General features: G+C 72.2%; 14 protein-coding genes. 5 read left to right on the top strand and 9 right to left on the bottom strand.

Annotated elements, in window-relative coordinates; genetic code table 11:
- Both PLJ28_RS10180 and PLJ28_RS10175 read left to right on the top strand, forming a co-directional pair.
- Nucleotides 1-1,551: DUF349 domain-containing protein (locus tag PLJ28_RS10180; protein ID WP_324590097.1), on the top strand; the 1,551-nt coding region annotated here is incomplete at its 5' end.
- 97 nt (nt 1,552-1,648) lie between these two features.
- Nucleotides 1,649-2,341, top strand: a complete 693-nt coding sequence (locus tag PLJ28_RS10175) for a hypothetical protein (RefSeq protein WP_324590096.1) — start codon at nt 1,649-1,651, stop codon at nt 2,339-2,341.
- Here the strand turns inward: PLJ28_RS10175 and PLJ28_RS10170 are convergent.
- The 8 genes from PLJ28_RS10170 to PLJ28_RS10135 form a co-directional block, all read right to left on the bottom strand.
- On the bottom strand, nt 2,296-4,707 hold the full coding sequence (locus PLJ28_RS10170; RefSeq protein ID WP_502877083.1) for a RelA/SpoT family protein: 2,412 nt from the start codon (nt 4,705-4,707) through the stop codon (nt 2,296-2,298). The genes PLJ28_RS10175 and PLJ28_RS10170 overlap by 46 nt on opposite strands.
- A 111-nt stretch (nt 4,708-4,818) precedes the next feature.
- The gene (secF, locus tag PLJ28_RS10165; protein ID WP_183526380.1) at nt 4,819-5,835 is read right to left on the bottom strand and encodes a protein translocase subunit SecF; all 1,017 of its coding nucleotides are present in this window, start codon (nt 5,833-5,835) and stop codon (nt 4,819-4,821) included.
- Nucleotides 5,832-7,598, bottom strand: coding sequence for a protein translocase subunit SecD (secD, locus tag PLJ28_RS10160; protein ID WP_324590095.1), 1,767 nt, complete (start codon nt 7,596-7,598; stop codon nt 5,832-5,834). The genes secF and secD overlap by 4 nt, the downstream gene beginning before the upstream one ends.
- Before the next feature lie 65 nt (nt 7,599-7,663).
- Nucleotides 7,664-8,170, bottom strand: a complete 507-nt coding sequence (gene yajC / locus PLJ28_RS10155) for a preprotein translocase subunit YajC (protein ID WP_010143296.1) — start codon at nt 8,168-8,170, stop codon at nt 7,664-7,666.
- An 88-nt stretch (nt 8,171-8,258) separates the two neighbouring features.
- Nucleotides 8,259-9,359 carry a Holliday junction branch migration DNA helicase RuvB gene (gene ruvB, locus PLJ28_RS10150; protein WP_298044283.1) on the bottom strand — a complete coding sequence of 367 codons (1,101 nt, stop codon included), beginning with the start codon at nt 9,357-9,359 and terminating at the stop codon, nt 8,259-8,261.
- Between the two features lie 67 nt (nt 9,360-9,426).
- Nucleotides 9,427-10,068 carry a Holliday junction branch migration protein RuvA gene (ruvA, locus tag PLJ28_RS10145; protein WP_298044262.1) on the bottom strand — a complete coding sequence of 214 codons (642 nt, stop codon included), beginning with the start codon at nt 10,066-10,068 and terminating at the stop codon, nt 9,427-9,429.
- 90 nt (nt 10,069-10,158) lie between these two features.
- On the bottom strand, nt 10,159-10,863 hold the full coding sequence (gene ruvC, locus PLJ28_RS10140) for a crossover junction endodeoxyribonuclease RuvC (RefSeq protein WP_324590094.1): 705 nt from the start codon (nt 10,861-10,863) through the stop codon (nt 10,159-10,161).
- A gap of 7 nt (nt 10,864-10,870) precedes the next feature.
- Nucleotides 10,871-11,626, bottom strand: coding sequence for a YebC/PmpR family DNA-binding transcriptional regulator (locus PLJ28_RS10135; protein ID WP_298044265.1), 756 nt, complete (start codon nt 11,624-11,626; stop codon nt 10,871-10,873).
- A gap of 163 nt (nt 11,627-11,789) precedes the next feature.
- Between PLJ28_RS10135 and PLJ28_RS10130 the strand changes: the two genes are divergently transcribed.
- Nucleotides 11,790-13,835: a M3 family metallopeptidase gene (locus tag PLJ28_RS10130; RefSeq protein WP_324590093.1), complete on the top strand. Its 2,046-nt coding sequence runs from the start codon at nt 11,790-11,792 to the stop codon at nt 13,833-13,835.
- A gap of 28 nt (nt 13,836-13,863) precedes the next feature.
- Here the strand turns inward: PLJ28_RS10130 and PLJ28_RS10125 are convergent, their stop codons facing one another.
- On the bottom strand, nt 13,864-15,273 hold the full coding sequence (locus PLJ28_RS10125) for an alpha/beta hydrolase family protein (protein ID WP_183526397.1): 1,410 nt from the start codon (nt 15,271-15,273) through the stop codon (nt 13,864-13,866).
- A 104-nt stretch (nt 15,274-15,377) separates the two neighbouring features.
- Here PLJ28_RS10125 and msrB point away from each other — a divergent pair, with 104 nt between their 5' ends.
- Together msrB and PLJ28_RS10115 are read left to right on the top strand one after the other, a co-directional pair.
- Nucleotides 15,378-15,878, top strand: coding sequence for a peptide-methionine (R)-S-oxide reductase MsrB (msrB, locus tag PLJ28_RS10120; RefSeq protein WP_183526400.1), 501 nt, complete (start codon nt 15,378-15,380; stop codon nt 15,876-15,878).
- Nucleotides 15,875-16,945 (top strand): threonine aldolase family protein, encoded by a 1,071-nt coding sequence (locus PLJ28_RS10115; protein WP_324590092.1) that lies wholly within the window; start codon nt 15,875-15,877, stop codon nt 16,943-16,945. The genes msrB and PLJ28_RS10115 overlap by 4 nt, the downstream gene beginning before the upstream one ends.
- The last annotated feature ends 53 nt before the right edge of the window (nt 16,946-16,998 follow it).

Genomic DNA, 16,998 nt, shown 5'->3' with positions numbered 1-16,998 from the left:
GTGGAGGCGTCGGACGTCCCCCATGAGGCCCCGGCAGGTCAGCCGGCCCCGGAGGAGCCCGCTGCCGATGAGCCGGCACCGCAGGCCGCCGCCGCGGCCCCGGCCGCCCCGACCCCGGACACGCCGGCCCCGGACACGCCCTCGCCGCGGGGTGGCCGGCCCGGTGCACCGAAGCCGGACGGCAAGCCCAAGCCCTCCGGCAAGCCCAAGCCGGCGGCCGGCCCCGGTCGCCCGGCGGCGCCCGGACGCACTCCCACGGCCCCGGTGACCCCCCTGTCGGCTCCGGACTACTCCACCCCGGTGGAGGAGGCGGCGAAGTTCGCCACCGTCAGCGACGACGGCCACGTCACCCTGATCGACGGCGAGGAACGGCACCCGGTGGGGCAGTTCCCGGACGGCACCGCCGAGGAGGCGATCGCCTACTTCTCGCGGAAGTACGACGAGGTGGTCTCCCAGCTGATGCTGCTGGAGCAGCGGGTCGCCGCCGGCGCCCCGGCCGGTGAGATCCAGAAGACCCTGGGCCACCTGCGCCAGACCATCGCCGAGCGCGGCATGGTCGGGGACATGCCCGCCCTGCGCGCCCGCGTGGAGGCCCTGCAGACGCGCCTGGACGACCTCAAGGTCGCGGAGCGGATCGCCCTCGAGAAGGCCCAGGCCGAGCAGCTCTCCACGCGGGAGGCCATCGTGGCGGAGGCCGAGGCCCTCGCGGCCAAGGACCCCGCCCAGGTGCAGTGGAAGCAGACGAGCGCCCGGATGGCCGAGCTGTTCGAGGACTGGAAGGCCGCCCAGAAGGCCGGTCCCCGCCTCGGCAAGGCCGTGGAGGACGGGTTGTGGAAGCGGTTCCGCACGGCCCGGACCACCCTGGACAAGCACCGCCGGGCCTTCTTCTCCCAGCTGGACGCGACCAATGCCCAGGCCAAGTCGGTCAAGGAGAAGCTGATCGCGCGCGCCGAGGCGCTGTCCACGTCCACCGACTGGGGAGCGACGGCCGGCGCCTACCGCGACCTGATGGACGAGTGGAAGGCCGCGCCCCGGGCCTCCCGCAAGGAGGACGACGCCCTCTGGGCGCGCTTCCGGGCGGCCCAGGACGTCTTCTTCAACGCCCGCAAGGCCACCAACGACGAGATCGACCGTGAGTACGGCGAGAACCTCAAGCTCAAGGAGCAGATCCTCGCCGAGGGCCAGAAGCTGCTCCCCGTCAAGGACGTCAAGGCGGCACGCAAGGCCCTGAACGAGCTGCGCGGCCGGTGGGAGGACGCCGGACGGGTGCCCCGCAAGGACGTGACCCGCATGGAGTCGGCGTTCCGCAAGCTCGAGGAGGGCCTGAAGTCCGCCGAGGACGAGCACTGGCGCAAGACCAACCCCGAGACGAAGGCCCGGACCAACTCCGCGCTGAGCCAGCTCGAGGACAAGGTCGCCGAGCTCGAGGACGACCTCGCCAAGGCCCAGGCGAAGGGTGACGCCCGCGCCATCAAGAAGGCCCAGGACGCCCTGGACGCGCGGCGGATGTGGCTGCAGACGCTGCAGCAGTCGGCGCAGGGTCTGCGCTGACCCTCTCCTCCACCGCCCCCTCCCGGGGGTGAGTTGTCCACAGTGAGGGCCCGGCCTGGTGCCGGGCCCTCACTCGTGCTGCCAGTCTGGTGGGGTGGTGACGACGACGGCTCGGCAGGGGCCCCGGGAGCAGTTCCTGGTCCCGGGGCTGCCCTTCTCCGCCGCCGAGCTGCGCGGCATGGAGCTGTCCGGCCTGCTCGTCCATGTCATGGGGGACCTGTACCTGCCCGCGGACGCAGGCCCCGCGGGGCACGGCGGCGGGGACGGCGTCCGGACGCGCGCCGCGGCGGTGCTCCGGCTGGCCGAACCGGTCCTGACCGGGGCCTGGGTGGCCATCGGGGGGACGGCGGCCTGGGTCCACGCCGGGGGCGAGGCACCCGGTGTCCTGGAGGCCTCGGTGGACCGGTACCACCGCCGTCCGCTGCACCCCGGTGCCGTGGGTCTGCGCCTGGAGCAGTCCGGGCTCGCCCCGGACCCGGAGTGCGGTGACGCCGCGCACCGCGCGGAGGTCACGCCGGTCCACGGACTGTGGTGCACCACGGTCGAGCGGACGGTCGAGGACCTGCTGCGCGCCGGTCCGACGGGGCCGGAACGGGCCGTCGCAGCCCTGCTCCTGCCCCGCTGCGACCCCGTCCGGTTGCGCGAGCGGTTCCGGGCCCGCCGGGGACGGCCCGGGATGAGCGCCGCCCGGGCCGCGCTGCGGGACCTGCTCGGCCGGGACCGGACGGGCGCCTCCGGCGGGGGTCAGGCCCCGGTCGAGGACCGGCCCGCGGTCCGGTACACGTCGTAGACGCCGTCGATGCGGCGCACGGAGGACAGCACGTGGCTCAGGAACTTCGGATCGCCCATCTCGAAGACGAACTTGCTGATCGCCACCCGGCTGCGCGAGGTGTTCACCGAGGCCGAGAGGATGTTGACGTGGTGCTCGGCCAGCACCCGGGTGACGTCCGAGAGCAGCGACTTGCGGTCCAGGGCCTCCACCATGATCTCGACGAGGAACACCGAGGCCTGGGTGGGTGCCCAGGAGACGTCCACGATCCGGTCCGGCTCGCTGCGCAACTGGTTGATGTTGCGGCAGTCGGCCCGGTGCACCGAGACGCCGGAACCGCGGGTGACGAAGCCGATGATCTCGTCCGGGGGCACCGGCGTGCAGCACCGGGCCAGCTTGGCCATCACGTCCCCGGAGCCCTGGACCATGACGCCGGAGTCCGGGTGCCGGGTCGGGGCCGCGATCGTGGTGATGGGCGCGGTGTCGAGCGACTCCACGTCCTCGGGGGCGGCGATGAGCTTCTGCAGGTGCTCGACGACGTTCTGGACGGAGACGTGCGAGTCGCCGATCGAGGCGTAGAGCGTGGAGATGTCCGGCAGGTTCATCTCCCCGGCCACCCGCGAGAGCGACTCCGCGCTCATCAGCTGGTGCAGCGGCAGGTTCATCTTGCGCAGCTGACGGGTCAGCTGCTCCTTGCCCTTCTCGATGGCCTCCTCGCGGCGTTCCTTCGAGAACCAGTGGCGGATCTTGTTCCGTGCCCGCGGGCTGCGCACGAAGCCCAGCCAGTCCTGGCTGGGGCCGGCGCCCTCGGTCCGGGAGGTGAAGATCTCCACCCAGTCGCCGTGGTGCAGCTCGGAGTTCAGGGGCACCAGCTTGCCGTTGACGCGTGCGCCGATGGCCCGGTGCCCCACCTCGGTGTGCACCGCGTAGGCGAAGTCGACCGGGGTCGAGCCGGCCGGCAGGGCCATCACCTCGCCCTTGGGCGTGAAGACGAAGACCTCGGCGGCGTCGATCTCCGCCCGCAGGGACTCCAGGAACTCGTTCGGGTCCGTGGTGTCCTTCTGCCAGTCCATGACCGACCGCAGCCAGCCGGGGGTCTGGTCCCCGGTGCCGGCCGAGGGGGTGGACGCCTGGTCCTTGTACTTCCAGTGCGCCGCCACGCCGTACTCGGCGCGCCGGTGCATCTCGTGGGTCCGCAACTGGATCTCCACCGGCTTGCCGCCTGGACCGATCACCGTGGTGTGCAGCGACTGGTACATGTTCAGCTTGGGCATCGCGATGTAGTCCTTGAAGCGGCCCGGCAGCGGGCTCCACTTCGAGTGCAGGACGCCCAGGGCGCCGTAGCAGTCCCGGACGGAGTCCACGAGCACGCGCACGCCCATCAGGTCGTGGATCTCGTCGAAGTCCTTCCCGCGCACGATCATCTTCTGGTAGATCGAGTAGAAGTGCTTGGGCCGGCCGGTGACGACCGCGCGGATCCTGGCGTCCTTCAGGTCCCGCTCGATCTGGCCGCGCAGGGCCGCCAGGTTCTTCTCCCGTTCAGGGGTGCGCTCCCCCACCAGCCGGACGATCTCGGCGTAGACCTTGGGGTACAGCGCGGCGAAGGAGAGGTCCTCCAGTTCCCACTTGATGGTGTTCATGCCGAGCCGGTGGGCCAGCGGCGCGTAGATCTCCAGGGTCTCCTTGGCCTTGCGGGCACTGGACTCCGGCGCGACGTACCGCCAGGTCCGGGCGTTGTGCAGCCGGTCGGCCAGCTTGATGACCAGCACCCGTACGTCGTCGGCCATGGCCAGGACCATCTTGCGGACGGTCTCGGCCTGCGCCGCGTCGCCGAACTTGACCTTGTCCAGCTTCGTGACGCCGTCCACCAGGTGGGCGACCTCGTCCCCGAAGTCCCGGCGCAACTGTTCCAGGGAGTAGCTGGTGTCCTCCACCGTGTCGTGCAGCAGGGCCCCCGCCAGGGTCGTGCCCGTCATGCCCAGTTCGGCCAGGATGGTGGCCACCGCCACCGGGTGGGTGATGTACGGGTCGCCGCTCTTGCGCCGCTGGCCGGCGTGCGCCTTGTCCGCCACCTCGAAGGCCCGGATGATCAGGTCCAGATCCTCCTTGGGGTGCCGGACCTTCAGCGTACGGATCAGCGGTTCGAGGATCGGCGAGTAGTCGTTCGCCATCCGCCCGGTGAGCCGGGCCAGCCTGCTGCGGGGCCGCCGGGAGACGATCGCCGCCGGGGAGGGGCCGGGCGGGGCGGGCTCGAGCTCGGCGGGCGTGACGTCGGCCGGCTGGGAGGTCGGCGTGGCAGAGGTGTAGGACGCCGTGCTGGAACGCCGCTCGGCGGGCGCCGGCCCGCCGTCGTGCGCCGTGCCGGGCGGGGCGGAGTCTGCACTCACAACTGCCTGCCTTCCCGCGACAAGCGCCGCCTCGCTGCGCGTGCCGCACTGTACGGTCTCGCGTCCCGTCGTGCGGGATACTCCAGTCTAGTCCGTCCGGCTCCGGCGACGTCAGGCCGGGACGGTGTCCGTTCCCACCGGGGCGCCCTCGCCGGCGGCACGGCGTTCGAGGACCCGCGCGTCGTTCGCGGCGATCCGGTCCTCTCCGCGACGCAGCAGGGCGTAGAGCGGGGCCTGGATGAAGATCGTGGCCAGCGTGCCGACGATGATCCCGACGAAGATCGCCAGGGCGATGTCCCGCAGGGTGCCCGCGCCCAGGAGGAAGGCCCCGATGAACAGGATGGACCCGACGGGCAGGATGCCCACCACGGAGGTGTTGATCGACCGCACCAGGGTCTGGTTGATCGCGAGGTTGACGTTCTCGCCGAAGGTCCGGGTGGTCTCCTCGAGATTGTGCTCGGTGTTCTCCCTGATCTTGTCGAAGACCACGACCGTGTCATACAGGGCGTAGCTGAGGATGGTGAGGAAGCCGATGATGGCGCTGGGGGTCACCTCGAAGCCGGTCGCCCCGTAGATGCCCGCCGTCAGGGCCACGACGTAGAACAGGCCGATCACCGCGGCCAGGGACATCTTCCAGGTCCGGAAGTAGATCGCCATGAGCACCGTGACCAGGACGAGGAACACGATCAGCCCGATCACCATCTGCTGGGACACGGCCTCACCCCAGGTGGGGCCGATGTAGGTCGAGGTCACCCGGTCCTCGCCCACCCCGTAGGCCTGCTGCAGGTTCTGCCCCACCGCCAGGGTCTGGTCGTCGTCCAGCTCGTCCGTCTGGATCCGCATGGTGCCCGGGGCGATGTTCGTGACCGTCGCCTCGGCCTCCGGGACCGCCTCGCTCACGGCGCGCTCACCGGCGGCGACGTCCGTGGACTGCACGCTCGAGACGGTGAACTCCGATCCCCCGCGGAAGTCGATGCCGAGGTTGAACCCGCCGCGGGCCAGGGTGAGTCCGCCGGCGACCACGAGCAGGACCAGGGAGATGGCGAACCAGAGCTTCCACTTGCCGACGAACGGGTAGGACGTCTTGCCGGTGTAGAGGCGGTTGCCCCACTGTGCCAGTGCACTCACTTCTGCTCCTCCGTCCGGTCGGCCGGGGTGGTGGCCCCGGCCGCCTGCGAGCCGACGCCGGACATCTGTTCGGCGCGCCGGCGCTCGGCGATCGTCTGCCGGCGGTCCGCCTCCCTGGCGGACTTCCGGGCCTTCTTCGAGGACGTGGCCTCGGGGCTCGGCCGGAACTGCCGGACCTTGCCGGCGCCCTGGTACAACGGCTCCCGGCCCAGCAGCGAGGGATCCAGGCCGGACATCCGGTGCCCGCCCCCGAAGAACCGGGTGTGGGCCAGCAGCTGCATGACGGGGTGGGTGAACATGAACACCACGACCAGGTCGGCGATCGCGGTCAGGCCGAGGGTGAAGGCGAACCCGCGGACGTTGCCCACGGCCACGAAGTACAGCACCACGGCGGCGAGCAGGTTCACGGCCTTGGAGGCGGTGATCGTGCGCTTGGCCCGGGACCAGCCGTACTCGACGGCCTCCGGCAGCGACCGGCCGGCCCGCAACTCGTCCTTGATGCGTTCGAAGTACACGATGAACGAGTCCGCGGTCAGGCCGATGGCCACGATCAGGCCCGCGATGCCCGCCAGGGAGAGCCGGTAGTTGTCCGACCAGCCCAGCAGGACGATGGCCAGGTAGGTGAGCAGCCCCGTCACCACGAGCGAGGCGATGGTCACGAGGCCGAGCACGCGGTACTGGAAGAACGAGTACGCGGCGACCAGTGCCAGGCCGATGAGCCCGGCGATCAGGCCCAGCCGCAGCTGGTCCTCGCCGAGGGTCGCGGAGATCTGCTGTTCGGACTCGATGGTGAAGCTGATCGGCAGGGCGCCGTACTTGAGCTGTTCGGCCAGGGCGGCGGCGGACTGCTCGGTGAAGTTGCCGGTGATCTGCGCCCGCCCGTCGGTGATCACCGCGTTGGACTGGGGAGCGGAGACCACCGTGCCGTCCAGGACGATGGCGAACTGCTTGCGCGGATCGCCCTCCTGGTAGGGCGTCAGCCGCTGGGTGACCTCGCGGAAGGCGTCGGCGCCCTCGCCGTTGAAGGACAGGTTGACCGCCCACTGGTTGGTGGACACCCCGGTGGCCGTGTTGACGAGTCCGAAGTCGGCACCGGCGATGTCGGTGCCCTGGACCTCCACGGGGCCGAGCAGGTACTTCACGCCCGGCTGGCCGGACTCCTCGTCACCGGGCTGGCAGGCGATGGACGGCCCGTCGGCCGGGAACTCCTTGCGGTCCGGGTTGTTCATCTGCGCCGCGCAGTCGTAGGCCTCGAACTCGGCGGCGAGTTCCGGGGTGACCCAGTTCGGGTCGGATCCGTTCTGCGGCTCGGCGCTCGGCTCGGGGAAGTCCTTCACCGGGGTGCGCTGGTCCGCGGGGACCGGCTCGAAGGGACCCATGGTGATGACGGGCCGGAACTCCATGTTCGCCGAGGCCTGGATCAGGGCGCGGGTCTCCGCCTCGGGCACGCCGGGCAGGGACACCACGACGTTGCTGCCGCCCTGGGTCGCGATCTCCGCCTCGGCCACGCCGGAACCGTCCACGCGCTGGCGGATGATCTCCACGGCCTGGTCGAGCTGCTCCTGGGTGACCTGTTGGCCCCCGGCGACCTCGGGGGCCAGCACCATCTGGGTGCCGCCCTCCAGGTCGAGTGCCAGTTTGGGGGCCCATTGCGCCTGCTGGGTGGCGATACCGACGCCGAGGATCGCCGTGAGGACGACGATCAGGCCGGTGAGCCACCAGAGCGTGCGCCGGGCGCGTCCTCGGGGGGTCTTGTCTGCCATGGGAGATTGACGGCTTTCAGTTCACGGTGGGAAGGACGGTGCTCGTCGGCGGCGGGGCCGTCGGATCAGGGACGGTTGCCCTCGGGCCGCTGGTCGTCCGGTCCGGTGCCGTCGGTGTCCTCGGGACGGCGCGGGGTCTCGTCCAGGGCGGCCGGGGAGTCCGGAACGGAGTTCCCGGTGGCCTCCTCACGGTAGGTCGGCGCCTCGTAGGGCGCAGCCTCGGCCGGGGCCGCGGCGGCCGGCTCGACGGCCTTGCCGATGGCCTGCAGGTGCACGGTGGCGGTGGTGCCCGGGGAGAGCTCGATCACGGCCTTGTTCTCCTCCGTGTCCACCGAGACGATCGTGCCGAACAGGCCCATGGTGGTCATGACCTCGACGCCCGGGGCCAGGCTGCTGCGCAGTTCCTGCTGCTGCTGCTGGGCCTTCTTGCTGCGGCGGAACATGCTGAAGATCAGGAAGCCGAAGATCAGCAGCATGATCAGCAGGAAGGGGTCGAACGGCAGGCCGGGGTTCTGCCCGGCTCCGCCTTCGGCGACGATCGAGGCGGTGGTCAGGTCGGTCAACAGGGTCACGTCGGGACACCACATTCCAGGGTCGGGGGCACAGGGCAACTTCACCAGTCTACGGTGTGTCCCGCCTCCGGCCGCCCCGGGAGGCCCCTCAGGCGTCGAAGAGCGTGTCAGCCCGCCGCGCGTCGACCGTCCCGGCCGGGGCGCCGTCCACGGGGCTCGCCGTCCCGGACCCGGCCACGGTCCAGAAGGCCGCCCCCGGCGCCTCGGGCGGGGGCGTCAGGCCCAGGTGCTCCCAGGCCGCGGGCATGGCGATCCGGCCCCGCGGGGTCCGTCCCAGCAGTCCCTCGCGGACCAGGAAGGGCTCGGCCACGGTCTCGACCGTCTCGGTCTCCTCCCCCACGGCGATCGCCAGGGTGGACAGCCCCACCGGTCCGCCGCCGAACTTGGTGCACAGCGCGGTCAGGACCGACCGGTCGAGCCGGTCCAGTCCCATGGCGTCGACCTCGTACATGTCCAGCGCCGCGGAGGCGGCCCGCGCGTCCACCTGCTCGAGGCCGCCGACCAGGGCCCAGTCCCGGACCCGCCGCAGCAGCCGGTTGGCGATGCGCGGGGTGCCGCGGGATCGCGAGGCGATCTGGGTGAAGCCGGCCGAGTTGACCTTCATGTCCAGCAGCAGCGCCGAGCGCCGCAGCACCAGCTCCAGCTCCTCGGTGCTGTAGAACTCCAGGTGCCCGGTGAACCCGAACCGGTCCCGCAGCGGTCCGGGCAGCAGGCCGGCCCGGGTGGTGGCGCCCACCAGCGTGAACGGGGGGATCTCCAGGGGGATGGAGGTCGCACCGGCGCCCTTGCCCACCACGATGTCCACCCGGAAGTCCTCCATGGCCATGTACAGCATCTCCTCGGCAGGCCGGGACATGCGGTGGATCTCGTCGAGGAACAGCACCTCGCCCTCGGTGAGGGAGGACAGGATCGCCGCGAGGTCGCCGGCGTGCTGGATGGCCGGCCCCGAGGAGATCCGCAGCGGCGCGTTCATCTCGGCGGCGATGATCATGGCCAGCGTGGTCTTGCCCAGGCCGGGCGGGCCGGAGAGCAGGACGTGGTCGGCGGAGCGGCCGCGCATCCGGGCGGCCTCCAGCACGAGCGAGAGCTGGCGGCGGACCCGGTGCTGGCCGACGAAGTCGTCGAGGTTCTTCGGGCGCAGCGCCGCCTCGAGCTCACGCTCCTCGCCGTCGGCGCCGCCGCCGACCATCCGGGCCGGGCCGTCCTGCCCCGGCTGGGGGCTGACTGGTTCCGTCATGTCCTGCCTCCTGCGTTCCTCACGAGCGTCCCGACCGCGCGGACTGGCCCTGGCCCAGGTGCCGCAGGGTGGCCCGCAGCACCGTGGCCACGTCCGCGGACTCCTCGAGCTCCGGCTCGTGCCGCAGCGTGTCCTTCACGGCCTTGTCGGCGTCCTTCTCCGTCCACCCCAGGCCGGTGAGTGCCTCGAGCACCGGGTCCAGCCAGGGCGTGTCCGTCGAGGGACCGGCCTCGTCCGGGCCACCGGCCACCGGGGCCCCGGTGGGGACGAGCTTGTCCGCCAGTTCCAGCACGATCCGGCGGGCGCCCTTCGGCCCGATGCCCGGGACCCGGGTGAACGTCTTGTCGTCCCCGGAGGAGGCGGCGATGCGCACGGTCTCGGGATCGTGCACCGCGAGCACGGCCATCGCCAGCCGGGGGCCCACGCCGGAGACGCCGATGAGCACCTCGAAGACCTCCTTCTCGTCCGGGGTGGCGAACCCGTAGAGGGTCATGGAGTCCTCGCGCACCACCAGGGTGGTGAGCACCCGGCCGGTGTCCCCGACGTGCAGGTGGGAGATCGTCTGGGGCGTGGCCGAGAACTGCATGCCGAAGCCGGCCACGTTGATCACGGCGTGGTTCAGTCCCACGGTCTCCACCGTGCCGGACAGGGACGAGATCATGCGGGCCTCACTCCAGGGTCGGGGTCGGACGACAGCGGCGCATCGGGCGCTGTTCGAAGATATCTACGAACAGCCTAGCCTGTCTGCCCCTCAGACCCGGGACCCGCTCCCCCAGCCGGTGGAACCGCGGGACCGGCGCTCGGCCTCGAGCCAGGCCCGCTGGGCCGCCGTCGCGCCGCGACCGCCCGCCCCGGCCCGTCCGGCCGACGCCGGGAAGCGGGAGTCCTTGCGGGGACTGGTGAGGTTCCCGGTCTCGAGTCCCCGGCCCATCAGGCCACCGCGCCAGGCGTGCGTGATGGCCAGGGCCAGCGCGTCGGCGGCGTCGGCCGGCCTCGGCGGTGCGTCCAGCCGCAGGATCCGGGTCACCATGGCCGCGATCTGGTCCTTGCCGGCATCACCGTGGCCGGTGACCGCCGCCTTCACCTCCGAGGGCGTGTGCAGTGCCACCGGCAGTCCCCGCCGCGCGGCTGCGGCGATGACCACGCCGGAGGCCTGGGCCGTGCCCATCACCGTGGGGGTGTTGTTCTGCGCGAACATGCGCTCCACGGCCACGTGGTCCGGGGCGTGCCGGTCCAGCCACTCGTTGATCGCCTCGTCGATGGCCAGCAACCGCTTGTCCAGCGTGGTCTCGGCCCCGGTCCCGACGACGGTCACCCCCACGAGCGTGGCGGTGCGGTTCGGGGCCACGTCCACGACCGCGATGCCGCACCGGGTCAGCCCCGGGTCGACGCCGAGCACGCGCAGCGGGCGCGCGGCCGGACGGGCCGCGCCGACCGGTCCCGGACCCCCAGCCACGATCCGGTCAGTCCTCGTCGAGCTGGGCGAGGACCTCGGGGGCGATGTCGACGTTGGAGTAGACGCCCTGCACGTCGTCGAGGTCCTCGAGGGCCTCCTCGAGGTGCAGGAAGGTCTTGGCGCCCTTGGCGTCGAGGTCGACCTTCATGGTGGCGACGAACTCCATCTCGTCGGTGTCGTACTCGATCCCGGCCTCGTCCAGCGCCGCGGTCACGGCGGACATGTCCGAGGGGTCGCACAGGACCTCGAAGGAGTCCCCGGACTTCACGACCTCCTCGGCGCCGGCGTCGAGGACGGCCATGAGGACCTCGTCCTCGGTGGTCCCCTCGGCCGGCAGGCGGACGACCCCGGTGCGGTTGAACAGGAAGGCGACGGAGCCGGCGTCGGCCATGGTGCCGCCGTTGCGGGTCACCGCGGTGCGGACATCGGCGGCGGCGCGGTTCTTGTTGTCCGTCAGGCACTCGACCATCAGCGCCGAGCCCTGGGGGCCGCGCACCTCGTAGATGATCTCGGTGTAGTCGATGACCTCGCCGGTGAGCCCGGCGCCGCGCTTGATGGCACGGTCGATGTTGTCGTTGGGGACCGACTGCTTCTTGGCCTTGGTTACGGCCAGTTCGAGGGCGGGGTTGCCGTCCAGGTCCGGGCCGCCGACGCGGGCCGCGACCTCGATGCCCTTGACGTACTTGGCGAAGGCCTTCGCCCGACGCGCGTCGATCACGGCCTTCTTGTGCTTGGTGGTCGCCCACTTGGAATGCCCTGCCACGTGTTCTCCTCCCCTGCCCGGCCGCGCGCGGCACGACCGGGATCGGCTGTTGGTGACGTCCGGCGGGTACCGGCTGAAGTCTGCTGACGAGTCTAGCGGGACGCCGCCGCGGCGCAGCGAGCACCCTGTCCACGGATCGGTGGATGTGAAACAGTTGCTGACCATGACGACCGACACCCTCACCGCCGCCGGCACCGATGCCAACCCGTTGCTCACGCCGTCCGCGCTCCCCTACGGCCTGCCGGACTTCGGCGCCATCCAGGACCACCACTTCCTGCCGGCGTTCCGGGCGGGCATGGCCGCGCACCGGGCCGAGCTGGAGGCCATCGCCACGGACGCGGGCCCCGTCACCTTCGAGAACACCGTCCTGGCGTTCGAGCGGTCCGGCCGGGCGCTGCGCCGGGTGTCCATGGTCTTCCACCACCTGGTGGCCGCCGACGGCACGGACACCCGCCACCGGATCGACGAGGAGATCAGTCCGGAGCTGTCGGCCCACCAGGACGCGACCTACCTCGACGAGCGTCTCTACCGCCGGCTGGCCGGCGTGGACCCGGAGGCGTTGACCGGCGAGGACCACCGGCTCGCCACGGAGACCCTCAGGGCCTTCCGCCTGCGCGGCGCGGACCTGGACGCGGCCGCCAAGCGGCGCCTGGCCGCCATCAACGAGCGCCTGGCCGTGCTCTCCGCCCAGTACGGGCGCCGCATGGTGGAGGGGAACACGGCCGCCGCCGTCTGGTTCGCCTCGGCGGCGGAGCTGGCCGGGCTCACGGAACAGGACCTGGCCGCGGCCGCGGAGGCGGCCCGCACCGCCGGGCACGACGACGGCTACCTCCTCACGCTGTCCATGTTCACCTCCCAGCCCTGGCTGGAGACACTCGAGGTCCGGGAGTCGCGTCGGCGGGTCCACGAGGCCGCCTGGCACCGGGGCAGCACCGACGACGAGCACTCCACGCTGCCGCTGGCCGTGGAACAGGCCGCCCTGCGCGCCGAGAAGGCCGGGGTGCTGGGACACTCCAGCTGGGCCGACTACGCCCTGCAGGACCGGACGGCCCCGGACCTGGCGGCGGTCCGGGACCTGCTCGGCCGGATCATCCCGGCCGCCACCGCGAATGCCCGACGGGAGAGGGCGGAGGTCGAGACCGCGGCCGGACACCCGGTGGAGCCCTGGGACTGGCCCTTCCACGCGGCCCGGATCGAGCGGGAGAGGTTCCGCGTGGACGCCTCCGGGCTGCGCGCGTACCTCGAGCTGGACCGGGTCCTGACCCACGGCGTCTTCGCCGCCGCCACCGCCCTCTACGGGATCACCTTCCGCGAGCGCCCGGAGCTGCCGGGATACCGTCCGGACGTGCGCGTGTGGGAGGTGCTGGACGCCGACGGCGCCGGGCTGGGCCTGTTCGTGGGGGACTTCTTCACCCGGCCGACCAAGTCCGGCGGGGCCTGGATGGACTCCCTCCGCGAGGCCTCGACGCTGTTCGGCGAGCAGCCCGTGGTCACCAACACCCTGAACATCCCGGCCCCGGCCGAGGGTGAGCCGGCGCTGTTGACCGTGGACCAGGTGACCACCCTGTTCCACGAGTTCGGGCACGCGCTGCACGGGTTGTTGTCCACGGCCCGCTATGCCTCCCTGTCCGGGACGGCGGTGCCGCGGGACTTCGTGGAGTTCCCGTCCCAGGTCAACGAGATGTGGATGTACTGGCCGGAGGTCGTCACCGCGTACGCGCGCCACGTGGACACCGGCGAGGCGATCGACCCCGAGGTGCTGGCGGCCATCGAGGCGTCCTCGCTCTGGGGCGAGGGGTTCCGCACCACGGAGTACCTGGGCGCGACCATGCTGGACCTGGCCTGGCACTCCCTGGCGCCGGGGACGGTGGTGCAGGACCCGCTCGTCTTCGAGCACGAGGCGCTCGAGGCCGCCGGGCTGGATCCCGCCCTGGTCCCGCCCCGCTACCGGACCGGGTACTTCAAGCACATCTTCGCGGGCGGCTACGCGGCGGGGTACTACTCCTACATCTGGTCCGAGGTACTGGACGCGGACACCGTGGAGTGGTTCCGGTCCCGGGGCGGGCTGACGCGCGAGAACGGCGAGCGCTTCCGCGCGGAACTGCTCTCCCGCGGCAACACGCGGGACCCGTTGGAGTCCTACCGGGCCTTCCGGGGCCGTGACGCGGACCCGGAGCACCTGCTGCGGCGCCGCGGGCTGCTGGGCTGAGCCGCCCGGCGGTCCCGCGCCGGGCGGCTCAGGACCCGGCCGCGACCAGCTGGGACAGGCCGGGCCGGGGCGAGGTGAGCACCGCGTGCAGCCACAGGCGCACCGCGCGGTCCCACTTCTCCGGGTCGACGTTCCACTCCCGGGTGTGCCGGGCCAGCGTGAACCGCACGAAGCTCACCATCTGCGGGTTCTTCGCGGCCAGGTCCATCGAGGGCCCGACGGGGACGAAGTCGTCGTCCTCCGAGTGCAGGATCAGCGTGGGCACCCGCACCTGGTCGGCCCGGGCCACCCAGTTCATGGCCTTCAGGTCCACGGGGGCCGCCAGTCCGGTGGCCCAGCGGCCGGCCCGGTTGCTCATGAGCCACTGCCCGAGGCGCCCGGAGGCATCGGGCAGCCGGTTCAGCCTCGCCTGGTGGGCCAGCACGTCGATCCAGTTGATGACGGGGCCGTCCAGCACCATGGCGGCCACGGAGGAGGCCAGTTCGGAGCGGTCGGCCAGCTGCAGGCACACGGCGGCCCCCATGGACCAGCCGAACAGCACCACCTCGCGGGCACCGTGCTCCAGCGCGTACGCGACCGCGGCCTCGACGTCGCGCCACTCCGTGGTCCCCAGGCCGTAGCGCCCGTCCCCGGCCGCCGGGGCGTCCCCGTCGTTGCGGTAGGAGATCAGCAGGGAGGTCATGCCCAGGGCCCGGGCGGAGCCGATCGCGCGGATCCCCTCGGTGCGCTTGGCGCCCCGGCCGTGGACCATGATCGCCCAGATGCCCTCCCCCGGCAGGACGCGCGCGGGGCTGCCGGCCACCGGGCCCTGCTCGGGACCGGGGTGCGCCGTGGCCGTGCCGGTCCGGCGCGCGGGGTCACCGGCCGCCGGCACCAGCCAGGCCGGGGCGGAGCCGTTCTCCACGGCGATCCTCACGTCCAGCGCCTCGTAGCCCAGCGTCCGCGGATCGGGGTAGATGAACCCGGCCCACCGGCCCCGGACGGCCCTGGACAGGTCCCCGGAGTACACCTCCTCGACCTCGCGCTGGACGGTGCCGTCGCGCGGGTCGAACGAGGACACCGCCCCGATGCGCGCCACGCCGGCGCCGCCGTCGAACACCAGGGAGTACGTCCCCGGCACGGTGGTCTCCTCGTTGACCGGGAGGATGATCTCCAGTCCGGACTCGCCCTGGACGACGGCGAGGATCTCGAGGTCCTCGGCCGGCGTCTTCACCGGCGTCACCACGGTCCGGGCGAACAGTCCGGCAAGCCCGGAGATGGTGCCGGCGGCCACCGAGCCGGTCACCACGCCGGCCACGGCGGCCACCGAGGACCAGCGCATCACCGGCTCCGCCTTCCCGATGCCCTTGCGCAGGCTCCGGCCCCGGCCGCGCCACCGGCCGGTCAGGCCGGCCAGCCCGGACGGGGAGGGACGCGCGGAGGTGGTGCGTGGGCTCATGTGCTCCATTGTGTCCGCCGGGCGGACCGGTGTGCCAACCGGATGGGTCGCCGGCCGGGTCGTCGCGGGCGGGCCCGGGAAACAACTGGCCGGTCCGTGGTGTTATGGGGACCATGAGTGATCCGCATCCCACCCCCGGCAGTCCCGACTCCGTCCCCGTCCCCGCCTCGCCCGCCGCCCCCGGTCCCGCCGGTGACCCGGCGGCGCGGGATCGTTCGGACGCGGAGTGGCGCGAGCGCCTGAGCCCGGCCGAGTTCCAGGTCCTGCGCCAGGCCGGGACCGAGCGCCCGTTCACCGGGGAGTACTGGGACACCGAGACCGAGGGCGTCTACGCCTGCCGCGCGTGCGGCTCGGAGCTGTTCCGCTCGGACACCAAGTTCGACGCCCACTGCGGCTGGCCCTCCTTCTTCGCCCCGCTGGCCGAGGACCGGGTGGAGTACATCCGCGACTCCACCCTGGGCATGGAGCGCATCGAGGTGCGCTGCGCCAACTGCGGCTCCCACATGGGGCACGTGTTCCAGGGCGAGGGCTTCGGCACGCCCACCGACCTGCGCTACTGCATGAACTCGGTGTCCCTGACTCTGCAGCCCAAGGCCGGCGCATGAGCGGACCCGCCCCGCGCGGCTTCGCCTCGGACAACTACGCCGGCGTCCACCCCGAGGTGCTCGCGGCCATCGCCGAGGCCAACACCGGCCACGAGAGCGCCTACGGTGACGACTCCTGGACGGCACGGTTGCAGGAGGCGGTCCGCGGGCAATTCGGTGAGCGGGCCGAGGGGTTCCCGGTCTTCAACGGCACCGCGGCGAACGTGGTCGCGCTGCAGTCGCTGCTGCCCCCCTGGGGCGCGGTGATCTGCGCCGAGAGCGCCCACATCCACCAGGACGAGGGCGGGGCCCCCGAACGCGTGGCCCGGACCAAGCTCTACACCGTGCCGACCCCGGACGGGAAGCTCACCCCCACACTGGTCGACACCCAGGCCCACGGCCTCGGCTTCGTCCATCGCGCCCAGCCCGCCGTCGTCGAGATCGCCCAGGTCACCGAGCTGGGCACGGTCTACACCCCGGACGAGGTCCGGGCCCTGGCCGACCACGCGCACGGCCTGGGCATGGCGCTCTACATGGACGGGGCCCGACTGGCCAACGCGGCCGCCGCGCTGGGCACCTCGCTGCGCTCGTTCACCACCGACGCCGGCGTGGACATCGTCTCCTTCGGGGGCACCAAGAACGGGGCCCTGGGGGCCGAGGCCATCGTGCTGCTGAACCCGGACGCCGTGCAGGCCGGGCCGCAGGGGGCCGGGAAGGCGGTGGAGTACCTGCGCAAGTCCTCGATGCAGCTGGCCTCGAAGATGCGCTTCGTCTCGGCCCAGCTGGTCGCGCTGCTCACGGACGAGCTGTGGCTGCGATCGGCCCGGCACGCCAACGCGATGGCGGCACGGCTGGCCGAGGGCGTCCGCGCCCTCGACGGCGTCACCCTCACCCAGGAGCCGGCCGCCAACCAGGTGCTGGCCGTGCTGGACCCGGTGGTCGCCGAGGCCGTGCGCTCCCGGTACGCGTTCTACGACTGGGACCGCTCCCGGAACGAGGTGCGCTGGATGACCTCCTGGGACACGACCGCCGACGACGTGGACGGTTTCACCGCCGCCCTGTCCTCCGCACTGGACGCCACGCCGTGAGCCTCGCCACGGCGCGTCGCACGGACATCCCTCAGGCAGGGCTTTAACGTTGA

This window comes from Citricoccus sp., assembly GCF_035445025.1.
In the GTDB taxonomy this organism is placed as follows: Bacteria; Actinomycetota; Actinomycetes; order Actinomycetales; family Micrococcaceae; genus Citricoccus.
Note: the sequence above shows the minus strand (reverse complement) of the source record. Positions and strands in the feature narration are given on the sequence as shown.